Source organism: Virgibacillus sp. W0181, from assembly GCF_051846915.1.
GTDB lineage: Bacteria > Bacillota > Bacilli > Bacillales > Amphibacillaceae > JBPYCR01.
This window is the reverse complement of sequence record NZ_JBPYCR010000038.1, coordinates 17,641-33,248: the sequence shown is the minus strand read 5'-3', so window position 1 is coordinate 33,248 and position 15,608 is coordinate 17,641. Positions and strand designations below refer to the sequence as shown.

Sequence of the window (15,608 nt, the reverse complement as noted above, 5' to 3'; positions counted from 1 at the left end):
GTCAACCTGGCGCCCAGAGTGAACAGCTTTCGTTTCAAAACGCATAAAAATTCCTCGCTTTCAAAAATGATTGTTATTAATGTTATTATGTGCTGATTATCAAAGAAAGCACATTTAATTCTTTAGTTTTTTCTTTCTAAGAATTGTTTTCATTTGTGATGCAATTTCCCTTTCATTCTCACTAGTAGATTGTTCCAGTTGTGAAGTAACAAGCTTTAATCGCTCCGTGGAATGATGTTGGCTCAATTTTGCTTTTCCTTCCATTTTATCAATCTTGATTTTGAATCCAACAATGCCTTTTGCCTGCCCTTCTAAAAAATGAGCATCCAATTGATCCCATTGATATGAACTATTTGGATCTTCATATTTTAATACCATATCTTTAAGGGAATCCATCATTTCTTCGCCGTCGATGATTTCAACCTTTCCGTATACATGAGCAGCGATGTAATTCCATGTCGGAACAGCTTTATCTGTTTCATACCAGGAAGACGAGATATAACAATGCGGCCCCTGAAAAACAGCAAGCACCTCCTGTTCCTCTATATCTTTCCATTGCATATTCGGTTTGGCAAAATGGCTGTACAAATATCTTTCTTCTTTATCTAAAATCAAAGGAAGGTGGGTCGCATACGGATGACCCTCGTGTTGGGAAAAGAGCGTAGCAAAGCTATTATTCTCAATTAGCTCATAAATTTCTTCTTCATCTTTGATTTCAAAGTGCTTTGGAATATACATGATCATCACCCCTCATCAATTTCGTGTTTGAATATATTTATTACTCTTATAAAATATAGTATGATATAAATTGACATTTAAAAAGATACAGTTTTAATTAATTAAGCATGTCAGGAGAAGGTTTATATGAAAAATTACCTTTTTGTCTTCAACGAAAGCACTCCCAAATACAAACAAATCTACGAACAGTTTAAATCATTGATTGAACAAGGCAATGTGAAAGCTGATGAACAACTACCTTCTATTCGAAAACTTGCAGCTTCTCTTCAAGTCAGCCGTAATACAACCTTATCGGCATACAATCAACTTGAAGCAGAGGGCTATATTCGCGGGGAAGGGCGAAAAGGTTATTTTGTTAATCGATTAGAGCCTTCTTTATCCCAGGAAGCCCTAATTCCCACTAGCAAAAAGAGGGTGGAGAAGAAAGCGTCCGTTCGTGTCAATTTTCGTACAGATGCTGTAGATCAATACCATTTCCCTTTAAAACTATGGAGGCGAATAGCGAATCAGGTTTTAACGTTACCTGAGAGCTTTCAATATGGAGAACCTTTTGGAGAGGTGAATCTGCGTGAACAAATTGCTGCATACTTACTCCAATCACGTGGGGTTAGAACAAATGCAAATGCCATTATGATTGGTAGCAGTACACAACAAATGCTTATCAATCTAGGCCATATATTACAGGAAGATTATTCAAGTATTATCGTAGAAGATCCGGGGTTTGATGGTGCCAGGGAAGCTTTTCAATTCCATCATTTCTCCCTTGAATATTTGCCGGTATATGCAACAGGTGCAGATCTTTCGCAACTAAAACAAATGGATTCAGGCTTAATCTATGTAACACCATCTCATCACAGTCCTTACGGGGTAAGTATGTCAATTCAACTACGACAAACGCTTATCCAATGGGCAACCAACGTAAAGGGATATATTATTGAAGACGATTATGATAGTGAGTTTCGCTATACAGAGCAGCCGTTTCCAGCGCTCGCTTCTATTGATTCAAGAAGAGTCATTTATCTGGGAAATTTCTCAAAGTCTTTTCTCCCGGGCCTACGTTTAAGCTATATGGTGTTACCAGAGTCCCTTTTAAATCGTTATAAAAATCAGTTCCTGAACTTTGAAAGTGCTACTTCACTTTTTAGCCAACTTACAATGGCTAAATTTATGGAAAATGGGGAATGGAATCGGCACATTAAGCGAATGCGCCTTGTTTATAAAAGAAAAATGAAATACCTCGTTTCATTATTAAAAAAACACTTTGGGCAAAATATATCCATTATTGGCGAACAGTCCGGTTTGTACGTTTTAATTAGGGTATATCTAGAGGCGTCAGAAGAATGGTTAATCGAGCGGGCTTTTCTTTACGGCGTTAAAGTGCGGCCGACTTCGATCTATTTCATAAAAAATCATCCAGATAAACCAATAATAAAATTGGGGTTTAGCGGTCTTTCTTTTGATGAAATCGAACTTGGTGTAAATCTTTTAAAAAAAGCATGGTTATAAAAATACCTTTTGGAAGCACGTTCTTCAGAAAATCCGTCTTTGTGGAAAACTAAAGCCTTCGTTTTCGATGGTGAGACGTAAGCGCAGCTGAACTGCAGTCCCAGGACGACACGAACTGAGTCCGTTACTTATGCGTAATTATAAGTTGGAAGGTTTTGAGAAAAAGGTGGTAATAGGGAAATTAATCATGAAAAGTAATTAACGTTATCGATAATAAAAGTAAAATAGAAAATTACGATGTTTCATTATTTAAGTACAGAAAGCACGTTGTGTTTCAATATAAACAGACAATTATTTCTCACAATTTGCAGCTGTGGAAGAAGCACTATGTCTTGTTTAAGACCGATGTAGAAAATGAGTGAACTTAATATAAAAAAAGGGTACTCGTCTCGAAAATGTGATTAACGTTGTAAATCCGCATTTCCTCACGATACCCTAATTAAGGTTATTAAAAGATTGACTCATGGTAAATATCTTTCCTGTGCTCTATATTGACAATAATGAAATTAATTTTTTCAATATCAATATCGGCTAAAATTCGGTATTTTCCAACACGATAACGCCAATACTTCTTTAAATTTTCTTTTAGGCTTTTACCCAATGCCACAGGATCCTCTGTACCAATCAAGTTTTTCTCTATCCATGCAACGATCAGTCTTTGTTGTGCTTTATCAATTTTTCCTAAACTTTTCATTGCCTTTTTTGTATAAACAACTTTGTATGACATAAATTATAAACCAAAATTTTCTTTTAGTTCCTCATGAGTGTAAGTTTCATGAGAATCGTTGTTTTCATACTCTGCGATAACGTGCATATCGAATTCATCTTCCATCTTTTCTTCGAGCGTCTTTTTAAACAAAGTTGATAAAGGAATGTTGTTTAATTTTGCATACTCTTTGAAGGCTTGTGATTCTTCTTCATTTAATCTAATTGTAATTGTATCCATAAAAATCACCTCTATATCATTGTCACACAATGTAACACATTTATACACCGTATTTTAAAGGTATTTTAATTATTTTGAAATGTTATCGGAATTCATCGAACCTAGAACACACTTTTTCAGGAGCTCTTAACCTCATCCAATTCCCCAACTTTCCAATAATAATGCTATCGCCGCTTCTAATTCAGCCTCCGGGATGCCGGCAAAGCCAAGAATCATTTTTGGCGAAGGATCAGATTCTTTTTCGAGTAAGTAAGAAGAAAGAGGGTGGATTTTAATTCCTGCCTCCCATGCTTGTTGGACGAGTTCGTCTTCCTGCATCCCATTTTTTACGTTCAGGACGATATGGAGGCCGGAGAGTTCGCCAATAACGTCGACTTTGTTCTTATAAGGCTTTAAGACATCCTGTGTTTTCTCTAACTTGCGTCGGTAAATTTTCCGCATGCGGTTCAAATGCTTTTCAAATTCGCCTTCTTTCATAAATTGCGACAGAATATGCTGATCGATTCGGGACACGGAGCAATGATAATAGGACAATTCCTTTGTTTTATATTTTTCCAATAAATGGTTGGGTAATACCATGTAGCTAATCCGAAGTGATGGAATGAGCGATTTGGAAAAAGAGCCTAAATATACGACTTTTTCACGATGATCCATACTTTGCAAAGAAGGAATGGATTTTCCGCTGTAACGGAATTCGCTATCGTAATCATCTTCAATAATGTAGCGATTTTCTTTTTCGGCTGCCCAGTTCAGCAACTTCATACGGCGATTGACGGAAAGTACAGATCCATATGGAAAGTGATGAGAAGGAGTCACATAGACAGCATCAATGTTCGCTTTCTCGACAGACTCTATTCTAACGCCATCTTCATCCACTTCTAAGGCCTGCACGTTGTTTTGATAACTTTCCAATATGTGTAAAATTACATGGTAGCCCGGATTCTCGACACCGTAAACCGTATTTTTATCAAACAAAAGGAGGAGCTGCTGCAGGAGAATATCGCTTCCCGCCCCAATGATAATTTGATCGACGGAACATTTTACCCCACGGGCATGGTATAAATAATGGGCGATCTGCTTTCGCAATTCCAATTCTCCTTGTTTATCCCCGAGTAAAAGCAAGGAGTGGTTTACATGATCAATGGTGTCTCTTGCATATTTTCGCCATTGCGCAAAAGGGAAATTCTCTGTATCAATCCGGCTTGGATGAAAATAATAGTTGATTTCCTTTTTTTCAATTGATTTTTCATTAGCGGTGTTTGTTTCCGTTTGAACATATTCCAAGTCTTCATAGGCCAGGACGAAGTAGCCTTTTCTTGGCAACCCTTCAATATATCCTTCCGCTATTAATTGTCCATACGCATTTTCTACTGTGTTTTGACTCACCTTTAAAAACTCGGAGAGCTTTCGTTTCGAAGGCAGTTTGGATCCATATTCCAGACGGCCTTCTGTTATTTCGTTTTTTATAAAATCGTACAATTGTTCATATAAAGGAACATCATTTGTTCGGTTTAAATGACACGTTAACATATCCATTTTTTTCCATCTCCTATAATTTTGTCTGCACTATTTTGAACGGCCAATTTTAAAACTGATACCATCGTATTTACCAAAACTGAATATTTCATTAGGATCACTTACTCTCTATAATAAAAAATAAGAGAAAGAATTACAACTTTGAATGGAGTGTAATAAATGGGAAATCAAAAAGATTTTATTGAAATAACTAAAGGTGGCGTCATTATGGACGTTATTAATGCGGAGCAAGCGAAAATTGCAGAAGCTTCTGGTGCAGTAGCTGTTATGGCATTAGAAAGAGTTCCATCTGACATTCGTGCAGCAGGTGGAGTAGCTAGAATGGCGGACCCACGAATTGTTGAAGAAGTCATGCAGGCGGTAAATATTCCGGTTATGGCAAAAGTACGTATTGGTCATATTTCGGAAGCGAGAGTACTTGAAGCAATGAAAGTGGATTATATTGATGAAAGTGAAGTGTTAACACCAGCAGATGAGGAATTTCATCTTCTAAAAAGTGATTACAACGTACCATTCGTTTGTGGTTGTCGTGATTTAGGGGAAGCGGCGCGTCGAATCGGAGAAGGTGCTTCCATGTTGCGTACGAAGGGTGAACCAGGAACAGGGAATATTGTGGAGGCTGTTCGTCATCTTCGTAAAGTAAATGCACAAGTGCGTAAAGTAACAAGAATGAATGATGATGAATTAATGACAGAGGCGAAAAACCTTGGTGCTTCTTATGAACTTTTGAAGCAAATTAAAGCAGAGGAAAGACTTCCTGTCGTTAACTTTGCTGCAGGTGGGGTAGCAACGCCAGCAGATGCAGCATTAATGATGGAATTAGGCGCAGACGGTGTATTTGTCGGTTCCGGTATTTTTAAATCCGAAACCCCTGAATTATTTGCCAAGGCAATCGTTGAAGCTACAACGAACTATAAAAACTATGAGTTAATTGGAGAATTGTCAAAAGAGCTCGGTACAGCAATGAAGGGAATTGAAATTTCTTCATTAAGTACGGAAGAAAGAATGCAAGACCGTGGTTGGTAGGTTTTTAGGGAGCCATCTGTTTTAGAGAGTGGGTGGCGTTCGATTGTAAAAAACATGGAAAGATAGGTTGAAATAATTAAATTGAAACGGAGTAAGCAAGCATGCATATCGCTCTTGCTGCACCGTTTTTTTTATTTGGGGTTCGGTTTATCGTGAGGAAAGCTAGCAATGATGTACAATTCTAACGAATCGTCCTATCACAATGAGTTGCCTCGTCGACAATAAGCCGTGATTATAGCTAACGGAACTATAAAAAAGAAAATGCTGTCCAAAGAAACAATCAAGATCATCTCCATGGACAGCTGTTAGGTTGTAATTGAGAATCTATAGACTTCAATCTTTCTACTGTGAAAGTACTTCTATTCAGCTATTTCAATTGAACAGACTCGGTAACATTAATGAAAGTTGCGGGATAAAAGTAATCAATGCTAAGGCAACGAGCATGACTGCAAAAATAGGCAGGGCTGCTTTAACAACTACTTCAAATGGAGTTTTCCCAACGGAGGAAGCGACAAATAAGTTAACTCCTACCGGCGGGGTAATATAGCCTATTGTTAAGTTAACAATCATGATTACACCAAAGTGAATAGGATCAACGCCCAACTGTGTAGCTACTGGCAATAATATTGGCGTTAGAATGACAATGGATGCAACAACATCAATAAACGCCCCGATAACTAATAAAAATATATTAATCATGATTAAAATCATAATTGGATTATCAGATATTTCTACCATATATTCAGCAATGGTTACTGGGATCCTTTCAACGGTGAGTAAATAAGCAAACGCCAATGATAAACCTACCATGAATAAAATAGCACCTGTGATTTTTAACGTTTCTACCAGACTGTCATATATATCTTTTAAACGTAATTCTTTATAGATAAACACTCCTACAATAACAGCATAGCCTACAGCTACTGCAGATGCTTCAGTCGGTGTGAAAATCCCCGCGTATATACCCCCAAGTACGATAAGGGGAGTGAGTATGGCCCAAATTGACTTTCTGAATGAATTCCAGACGTCTTTAATGCTAAACTTCGCATAATCTGATGGCTCTACATCTTTTTTTCTTTTTACCATAAAGTAAGAGGCTACCATTAATAAGACACCGATTAAAATTCCCGGGATAACACCAGCTAAAAATAAGCTGCTAATGGACAATCCACCTGCGACACCAAGTAGAATAAACGATATGCTTGGGGGGATTATAGCACCCATTGAGCCTGCAGCCGCAGTTATTGCGGAGGCAAAACCGCTTCCGTAGTTTTTTTCTTTCATCGCAGGTATCATAAATGACCCTACTGCAGCAACAGTTGCTGGACCTGACCCGGAAATAGCGGCAAAAAACATGCAGGCCAAAACGGTAACAATTGCTAATCCGCCTGTCACAAAACCTACAAGGGATTGAGCAAAGTCCAATAATCTTTTGGCCACGCCTCCCTTACCCATTAGAACACCGGCAAGTGTAAAAAAGGGAATTGCCATTAAAGGAAAGGAATCGAGTGCAGTAAATGCTTTTTGGGAAAAGGTGGTTATTTGGACGTTATCTGCGGCAAAAATAATGGTGATCACTGTTGATATGCCAATGGAGATCCCAATTGGCATGCTTAGTAATATTAGTAAAAACAAACTCCCAAAAAGTACAACAATGGTCACAATAATCTTCCTTTCATTTCAAATTCTCTCTCTTTACCGTTCAATTGATTAATTTGCTCCTTTTCTGATAATAACCATTGCTTGTTGAAATAAACGAATACTCATAAGAAATCCTGCAATTGGGACTCCTAAATATACAATCCACATCGGAACTTCTAATGAAGGGCTATATTGTGTCGTTTTTCCAATTGACATTGTAAATTGGGTACCGGCAATAGCTAAAAACAGAGCAAAAGCAAACCACATTACTAAGATTATTAACTCAAGTACTTTTTTGGGACCTTTGGATAACTTATCTTTTAAAATTTCTACTCGGATATGTGTATTTTGTTGAACCGCATAACTGGCAGAAATCCAAGCGATCCATATTAGAATATACCGTGCAAGCTCTACACTCCATCCCATTGGGAAAGTAATAACATATCTGGAAACGACTTGAGCTATGACTAATAAAACGATAAATGCTAAACTAACAACAAGTATCCATTCTTCAAGTTTTTCGTTTAAAATAGTCTTTAATTTCATTGACGATTACTCCTAACGATTACTCAACTTATCTATCAATTAAATTTAATCCCACAAAATTCCGACGCTTTCATCAAGATTCGGTTTACTAATCGTGGAAAGTCCCTCTTTTCCTACTAAAAGTAAAATACTTTTATTCTCTAAAATTTTCCTATCCAAATAAAGTAAACTGCAAACGTTGCCATTTAACAGGCACTATTTTTTAGAAATGGAATTTAGCATCGAAAATGAAGTAGTAAGAAGAGGGACTTTCATTTATTAAATGCATAGACTTAAACATCTGTGGTATTCAAGTAGCAGTAAAGTTTCCCTTCTTTCAAATAGGGTCAAATTCCGATCTACTAACAAGTTCATTCAAAAGAATTTAATTTAGTTATTCTTTGCCTCTTTAGCTAACTCAACTATATCTTTGCCTACTTTTTCAGCATGCTCATCAAATATAGGTTGTATTGCTTTCTGAAACTCTTTTTTCTGTTCCGCAGTCAGTTCGTTTACTTCCATTGATTCTTTTAACTTTTCTAACTTGTCATCTTCTTGTTCCACATTAAGTTCTCTTTCGTATTCATTCATGTCAGCCGCTGCTTCCATTACGAGGTCTTGTAAATCCTCAGGCAGTGAATCATAATAATCTTTGTTCATTATGCCAACAGTTGCTGTGAAAGTATGTCCTGTTAATGATAAATAATCCAATACTTCATCGAATTTTTCATTAGAAGCGACCGTTATTTCGCTATCTAGTCCATCATATACACCTTGTTGCAATGCAGTATAAGTTTCACCAAATCCTAACGGTGAAGCATTAGCTCCTAAACTGTTGAACAAATCCTCATACATTTTGTTTTCAATAACTCGCATTTTTAACCCAGAAATATCCTCTGGTTTTTCGATAGACCTTTGGTTATTAAGAACATGGCGAAAACCATTTTCCTGATAACCCGTGCCAATTAAATCTAAATCGGCAAGAGATTCATTTAAAGTATCACCTAATTGTCCATCCATTGCTGCATATACGTGTTCACGAGATTCAAACAGGAATGGCAGGTTATAAACGGAAAATTCCGGTTGAAAACTGGACATAACAGCCGTAGCCACCTGCGACATTTCAACATTCCCTAATTGAACCGCTTCTATTGATTCCCTCTCCGAAGCGAACAATTGTCCATTGGGAAAGAGTTCAACTTCTATACGCCCATCGGACTTTTCCTCTAAATCTTCTTTAAACTTTTCAGCAGCAAGATGAAGAGGCGTGTCTTCTGATAAAACATGAGCAAACCTTAAGACGTGTTTTTCATCGGATGACTCATTGCCATTATCAGATTCGCTATTTGAACTTGTATCATTTGAAGAACATGCAACGATGAATAACATCGAGAATGCTAATATGATTAATAAAAGTGGTAATTTTAATTTCTTATTTAAAACCATTTATTTTATTCCTCCAGAGATTAATAATGATTTTACATCATTAAAGTTATTATTATATAATACCCATTTACTGACCGTTATCCAAACTTATTTTGCTGACAAAGGTTTTGCTAGAGATAAACTTAACCCCTTTGTAGGGGCTAAGTAGTTATTCGTTTAATTCAGTTTTGAATTCTCCGCCTACAACATGAAGAGGCTTTGTTCCGACTGGTTCTTCAAAAAACCATGCACCCAAATTACTGACTTGAGGAACGTCCTGGAATGTTACAAGAATAGCATTTTCCGTTTCGGACGTATTGCAATGCGCGTGATCTGACCATGCAGGGGCTAGTACAAGGTCTCCCTTTTTCCATTCAATTTTCTCCCCATCAATCATACTATATCCTTCGCCTTCAAATACAAGGAAAAGTGCAACATTGGAATGGCGGTGTGCATGATCCTTTTCTCCTGGCTTAAATACTTGGACAATTACATTCATAGAAGGTGAAACGCCTGCTCCTTCAAGATCTTTATGGACAAGCGAGACGCCAGTGCTTCCTGCACCACTCTCATCTAAAGATTCCATCATCTTTGGATAAACCTCTTCCCATTTCCAAGAAGCAGGTCGTAGCTGAGGTTTCATTGTCTTTGAGCGGAATTCCTGGACGGACATAATTTCTGTTCTGTCATTACTCATGGTTTTTACCCCCGTTTTTTGATTGTTTTCACTTACCAGTATAATTAACCGACTATTATAATACAATACAATTATTTCTATAAAAGTAATAGGTTAAGCCTATGATATAGTATAGAACCTATTGCATTCTGTGCAAAAACTGCTAATAAAGGAAAAGCTGTGATTGAATGTTCTCAAGAACTGTAATAAACTAATACAAATGAGAAATTGCGAAAAGAGTGGGTTTAATGGAGATAAGACAACTTGAATACTTTTTAGCCGTATGCAAAGAACTTCACTTTACAAGGGCAGCTGAAAAGTTAAATATTTCCCAGCCCTCACTAAGTCAACAGATTCGTGTTTTAGAAAATGAGCTTGGTATGCTGCTGTTTGATCGGATTGGGAAAAAGATTAGAATTACGGAAGCAGGGCAACTTCTGCTTAAGCATAGTCGGAATATTTTTTTTGAATTAGAAGAAATACATAACGTGATGGATGACCTAAAGGACTTAGAAACAGGTCGAGTTTCGATAGGAGGATTATTTACGGCAGTTACCTATCTTCTCCCACCTGTTATACTCCGCTATCACCGTCAATATCCTGCTATAGACCTGGCTGTATCTGGATTAAGATCTGATGATATCCGGAATCAGCTCATACGGGGGGAATTGGATTTGGGTATTTTATTAATGGACGATGATGACGAGATTGATAAAGAATTAGAATGTATTCCCCTATATATGGAAGAGTTTGCGTTGGCTGTTCCAGCAACACATGAATTAGCTAATAAAGATGCTGCTTCGCTTAGCGTTCTTAAAGATACGCATAACATTATGTTCCCAACCAATTATTTTACGCGACAAATCCTAGATAGACATTGTCAAACCCTTGGATTTGATCTTCATTCCTTTTTAGAAATGACGACAATGGAATCATTAATGGACATGGTAGCTGATGGAGCTGGTGTGACCGTATTGCCAAAATCCTATCTCGAATTCAAGCAGATGAAAGAAATAAGTATTATATCTATTTCCGACTCTTTGCCTATAGGAAGTCTTGGAATCTTTTACTTAAAAGATAAGTATATGAACCGTGCGACTCGCGCCTTCGTTGATGAAATTCTTTATAGTATTGAAGTAGATGTACAAAAGTAATCCTTTGGAAAGGGATTTTAGAAGCAGGACTGTATGAATGCATTGGAAACATTATTAGAGGAAAAGGCTATGAATAAATAGACTAAAGAATAGTAGCAAGTCTCTCGTCTTTTTGTTGCTTCAAATAGGTGAGCCCCCAACGTTCTACCGTGTAGATATAGAAACGATAGTTTACCGTATATAGAATTAGCTTATCCAATGTACATAATATATAGGAAATATATGGTGTTTGCACCCATATTCTGTATATTATAAAAAGATAGTAAACGATGAAAAATGTGTATGTTTTACTTTAATACTAAAAAAGAGGTTGTTACATGTTCTCACTTCCAGAGTCGACAGATATTTTTATTTTAAATGGAGAACACTCTGTACCTTTAGTTCTTCTTTCCATCGCTATTGCGTGCTGTGCTGCCTATACCGCTTTATCCATGAATCAGAGAATGCAGCAAACTAGCTTTTTTCATAAAAATTTTTGGCTGCTTCTCTCTTCCATTGCAATGGGTCTAGGTATCTGGTCAATGCATTTTATTGGCATGAGTGCGTTTATGCTACCGATTGCGATGAATTATGATGTATTCCTTACGATTATTTCCGCCATTCCAGCTGTGTTTGCCTCCTATCTTGCATTTTATTTTGCAAATAGAAGATATACAACACATTGGTCGTATTTTATTGCTGGGATCATCATGGGGCTTGGCATATCCTCCATGCACTATATAGGGATGGCTGCAATGAAGATGGATGCAGAATATGTTTATAAACCGTGGATTTTTCTGGCTTCCATTGTCATTGCCGTTGTGGCCTCTTATATCGCCTTGTATACCTTTTCTACTTTACAGAAATATATGCGCAATCAATTAGTAAAGATAACGACCTCCATCTTATTAGGTCTGACTATCACTAGTATGCACTATACAGGAATGGCTGCCATTGTTTTTTATGTAAGAAGACCATTGATAGATAACCTAAATGGAATGCATCACATGGATACAACGTTATTGATTACTGTTGTCACCGTAGGGATTTCCTTTCTCTTACTTATTGCTGGTTTAACGAGTTTACTTGATCGCTATGTGGATCATCGTTTACACCATTTTGACGCTTTGACACTTTTACCAAATCAAAGGCAGTTTGAGAAAGAACTAAATCATATAGTTACAACTGGGACGCTGGCTATTATTCACATTCATAACTTGGAGAAGTGGATTTCCGGTTATGGATATACTTACGGAGATAAAATGATACAAGCAGTAAGAGATATCATTCAGAGCAAGAAGCCCGAATATGCAAAGGTATATCGTATCGAAGGAAATCGGTTTGCTATTTTTCAATTCGGTGAATCGGGCTATGAAACGATGAAAAAATCAATGAAAGATGTTCTAACTGTTTTAGAAAACCCGTTGGAAGTAGATAACAAGCAAATAGTGTTAGAGGTTGTTTGTTCGTTATCTCATTCGAAAGAAAAGAAGGTAGTCAGAGGCCTGTTTTCTAATAGTATGGCTGTCCTGCAGCACCCTTCTATTGCGTATAAACATGAAGTGATTGAGTATGATCCTGCTGTACATACGTATACTTTTGAGAGACAAATTGTTCAAGATATTAGTAAGGCAATAGCGAATCGTGAGTTGTTTATGGAATATCAACCTAAAGTATGTTCGAAAACATACGAGGTATCTGGAGTAGAAGCATTATTGCGTTGGAAACATCCCGTATATGGTATGATTTCTCCGGGCGTGTTCATTCCCATACTGGAGAATAATGGGCAGATCGTGGATGTGACGGACTGGGTGATCGAAGAAGCTTGTCGTCAAGCAGCTCTTTGGCTAAAAGAGGGGGTGCCTTTTCGTCACGTATCGATTAATATCCCTGGTGTCTATGTTACTTCGTCCAGGTTACTGAATGTAATTATTCATAATCTATTAAAATATAAGGTGGATAGTCATTATATTGAGCTGGAAATTACAGAAACGAGTGTCATTCATGATATTGAAAACGCAATTAATGCTGTAGAGCAATTTAGAGAGCTTGGTCTATCTGTAGCGTTGGATGATTTTGGAACGGGACTGTCCTCCTTGTCGTATTTAAAAAGAATGCCTGTTTCAACAATAAAAATTGATAAATCATTCGTAGATGGCGTTCCACTTTCTGAAAAAGATTCCGATGTTTTAAAATCGATTATCATCCTTTGCTACTCCTTAAATTTAAGTGTAGTCATTGAGGGAGTGGAATCGAAAGAGCAAATGGATTTTATTACATCGATGACAGAAAAACCGTTTGTGCAAGGATATTATTTTTCTCGCCCATTACCGGTGAAAGAGATTGTTACTTGGATAGGGAGGGAGACACCAACGAAACTGCAAGGGGTGTGATGACTCCCTGCTTCTTAAATGAAAAGTGACAAAATAAAGAGCTGCGTCTTTTCTAAGGCAAGTTGGTGATGTGGTTCTGTTTTTATCAAATAATCATACGAAGATAAGAAAAGCGCAAGCGCCCTGCTTAGAAACGTAGCGACTGCGCCAGCTCAAAGCTGGTGGTTCGATGTTGGGACTGTAGCTTCGCTTTCGCCCCACCGTAAAGATTTGCCACGCAAAGTGGCGGTTTTAATCGAACATTCCAAACTATCCTAGATAAAGGAATCATGCCCCTGCAAAAGGGGATACGTGAGTTGGGCGCAAAGCCCGTTTTTAGTTGGCCTTCCTTTGTCTTACCGAATCGATGATGACTTTCACCCAAGGGCATAAGGGCGACTAAGCCTCTGTCTAAAGCCAATCGGCAAGTCTTCTTTATCGTAAGGCGCTGCGGGAAGTCGCCTAGTTGCTGGTTCCTTTGGCGTATATACAGTTTTTTGTGATTAAAAACGCTTCATGCATTTCATAAACCAGTTCAGGTAAAAAAATCAGCGTTTCGACAAATTATGACAGACATTGATAAAAAAATTGTATATTATTAAACATAGGACTTTATGATGATCAGATACAATTTAGCATTTATGAACAACCTCTATAAATACATAGATACAAGAAAAAATAGATTTAACATTAAATAATACGAGCTATAATTTTCGGCTTAAATAATCTATTTAGAAGAGAGTGTGCTAGAAAATGAGAAAAATCCTGTGGGCCGGTCAAATTTCCGCACTTTTTGGAGGAATCATGCTGTCGTTAAGACACTTTCTTGTAGCTCCGGCAAATCATTATTGGATCGTTCTGCTTATCGTAATAATTGGATTTATTCCTTCCCTTTTAGCCTTTCATAGTATTTTAAAGCGGTTCACTCCTTTTATTGTTGTTTGTAATGCGTTATTTATTGTTTCAAGTGCTTATTTGTTGATGGGGGAAATTGCACTAAGTGGTGTTTTTCTGCTCGTTCCTGTTTTGTCTTTGTTATTTAAAAACCGAAAGCTATATTTCTTTTCAGCAACCAGTTCGCTGCTCGTATTTATACTTAGCACGAATGATACGGCAAGCCCTACAGAATTTGTAATCCTGCTTGATCACTTGACTTCATTTCTAATCATGACTTTTTTGATTTTTCTAGTAGCGCAAGAGCTGATCGATAATACAAAAAAAGAATCGAAACAAATTCATACGATCATGAGTTTATCGCGAAGTGTTGAGGCCAAGGACATGTATACGAAGGGACATTCACAGCGGGTGGCATTATTAAGTCAGACGATTAGTAAATATATTCCTGAAGTGGATCGAGAACTTGCTTTTCAAACAGGTGTAATTCATGATGTTGGTAAGCTAACAACACCGGATATGATTTTATTAAAAAAAGCAAAATTAACTGCCCAAGAGTATAATATGATGAAGAAACATCCGAGTGAAGGGGCTCATATTTGCAGAAGCTTGGGAATTTCAGAAGAATATATTGATGGTGTTTTATATCATCATGAAAGATGGGATGGACAAGGTTATCCAGAAGGTCTTAAGGGTGAAGATATACCTTTAATTGCCCGAATAGTTGGAATTTCTGACGCTATTGACGCCATGTCTTCAAATAGAGCATATCGAAAGGCATTGGATTTTAATAAAATTCGAGAAGAAGTAGAGCGCGGTAAAGGTACTCAATTTGATCCTTTTGTCTCTCAAATTGTCCTTGATAATTGGCATTATATTATAGAAAAAGTGCATCGGAAAAACATGCAACTAAATAGAGATCCGATTGAATTAGCAGCAGTAACTTCAACAGGGAAGCCTTAAAATTTATCACGGGTCAATGCGGGGGATGTGCCACAGAAAATATAGGTGTGCTCAAACTATTACCAGCACACCCCCCCCGCTGTAAAATCCACACAACCTTTTATGCATCATCTTCACACATTTTTCCGTCTTCTAGTATTTCTTTGAAATCATCCAATGAATATTCTGGTGAAACTTCAATACGAGGAATTTGATACAGATCTTCTATCGCTGTTGGTGATGCAAAG

Annotated in this window: 13 protein-coding genes; 5 read left to right on the top strand and 8 right to left on the bottom strand. The window is 37.3% G+C overall.

Going from position 1 to position 15,608, the window contains the following annotated elements:
* Positions 1-114 precede the first annotated feature (114 nt).
* Positions 115-738, bottom strand: a complete 624-nt coding sequence (locus tag ACLIBG_RS13235; protein ID WP_439313241.1) for an FMN-binding negative transcriptional regulator — start codon at positions 736-738, stop codon at positions 115-117.
* Between the two features lie 126 nt (positions 739-864).
* On the opposite strand from ACLIBG_RS13235, the gene ACLIBG_RS13230 reads away from it, so the two are divergent.
* Positions 865-2,244 (top strand): MocR-like pyridoxine biosynthesis transcription factor PdxR, encoded by a 1,380-nt coding sequence (locus tag ACLIBG_RS13230; protein ID WP_439313240.1) that lies wholly within the window; start codon positions 865-867, stop codon positions 2,242-2,244.
* 448 nt (positions 2,245-2,692) lie between these two features.
* On the opposite strand, the gene ACLIBG_RS13225 is transcribed toward ACLIBG_RS13230, so the two are convergent.
* The 3 genes from ACLIBG_RS13225 to ACLIBG_RS13215 all read right to left on the bottom strand — a co-directional run bounded on the left by ACLIBG_RS13225 (position 2,693) and on the right by ACLIBG_RS13215 (position 4,726).
* Complete coding sequence (locus ACLIBG_RS13225; protein ID WP_439313239.1) at positions 2,693-2,971, bottom strand: type II toxin-antitoxin system RelE family toxin; 279 nt, start codon at positions 2,969-2,971, stop codon at positions 2,693-2,695.
* A gap of 3 nt (positions 2,972-2,974) precedes the next feature.
* Positions 2,975-3,190, bottom strand: coding sequence for a type II toxin-antitoxin system RelB family antitoxin (gene relB, locus ACLIBG_RS13220; RefSeq protein WP_439313238.1), 216 nt, complete (start codon positions 3,188-3,190; stop codon positions 2,975-2,977).
* Positions 3,191-3,322: 132 nt separating this feature from the next.
* Positions 3,323-4,726: a MocR-like pyridoxine biosynthesis transcription factor PdxR gene (locus tag ACLIBG_RS13215; RefSeq protein ID WP_439313237.1), complete on the bottom strand. Its 1,404-nt coding sequence runs from the start codon at positions 4,724-4,726 to the stop codon at positions 3,323-3,325.
* A gap of 159 nt (positions 4,727-4,885) precedes the next feature.
* On the opposite strand from ACLIBG_RS13215, the gene pdxS reads away from it, so the two are divergent.
* Complete coding sequence (gene pdxS / locus ACLIBG_RS13210) at positions 4,886-5,752, top strand: pyridoxal 5'-phosphate synthase lyase subunit PdxS (protein ID WP_439313236.1); 867 nt, start codon at positions 4,886-4,888, stop codon at positions 5,750-5,752.
* A gap of 372 nt (positions 5,753-6,124) precedes the next feature.
* On the opposite strand, the gene ACLIBG_RS13205 is transcribed toward pdxS, so the two are convergent.
* The 4 genes from ACLIBG_RS13205 to ACLIBG_RS13190 form a co-directional block, all read right to left on the bottom strand.
* Complete coding sequence (locus ACLIBG_RS13205) at positions 6,125-7,414, bottom strand: TRAP transporter large permease (RefSeq protein ID WP_439313235.1); 1,290 nt, start codon at positions 7,412-7,414, stop codon at positions 6,125-6,127.
* 48 nt (positions 7,415-7,462) lie between these two features.
* The gene (locus tag ACLIBG_RS13200; RefSeq protein WP_439313234.1) at positions 7,463-7,939 is read right to left on the bottom strand and encodes a TRAP transporter small permease; all 477 of its coding nucleotides are present in this window, start codon (positions 7,937-7,939) and stop codon (positions 7,463-7,465) included.
* A gap of 369 nt (positions 7,940-8,308) precedes the next feature.
* On the bottom strand, positions 8,309-9,364 hold the full coding sequence (locus ACLIBG_RS13195) for a TRAP transporter substrate-binding protein (RefSeq protein WP_439313233.1): 1,056 nt from the start codon (positions 9,362-9,364) through the stop codon (positions 8,309-8,311).
* A gap of 148 nt (positions 9,365-9,512) precedes the next feature.
* Complete coding sequence (locus tag ACLIBG_RS13190; RefSeq protein ID WP_439313232.1) at positions 9,513-10,040, bottom strand: cupin domain-containing protein; 528 nt, start codon at positions 10,038-10,040, stop codon at positions 9,513-9,515.
* A 227-nt stretch (positions 10,041-10,267) separates the two neighbouring features.
* Here ACLIBG_RS13190 and ACLIBG_RS13185 point away from each other — a divergent pair, with 227 nt between their 5' ends.
* The 3 genes from ACLIBG_RS13185 (at position 10,268) to ACLIBG_RS13175 (ending at position 15,381) form a co-directional block, all read left to right on the top strand.
* Positions 10,268-11,173, top strand: a complete 906-nt coding sequence (locus tag ACLIBG_RS13185) for a LysR family transcriptional regulator (protein WP_439313231.1) — start codon at positions 10,268-10,270, stop codon at positions 11,171-11,173.
* Positions 11,174-11,490: 317 nt separating this feature from the next.
* On the top strand, positions 11,491-13,545 hold the full coding sequence (locus ACLIBG_RS13180) for a bifunctional diguanylate cyclase/phosphodiesterase (RefSeq protein ID WP_439313230.1): 2,055 nt from the start codon (positions 11,491-11,493) through the stop codon (positions 13,543-13,545).
* Between the two features lie 732 nt (positions 13,546-14,277).
* Positions 14,278-15,381 carry an HD-GYP domain-containing protein gene (locus ACLIBG_RS13175; RefSeq protein ID WP_439313229.1) on the top strand — a complete coding sequence of 368 codons (1,104 nt, stop codon included), beginning with the start codon at positions 14,278-14,280 and terminating at the stop codon, positions 15,379-15,381.
* Positions 15,382-15,608: the final 227 nt, after the last annotated feature.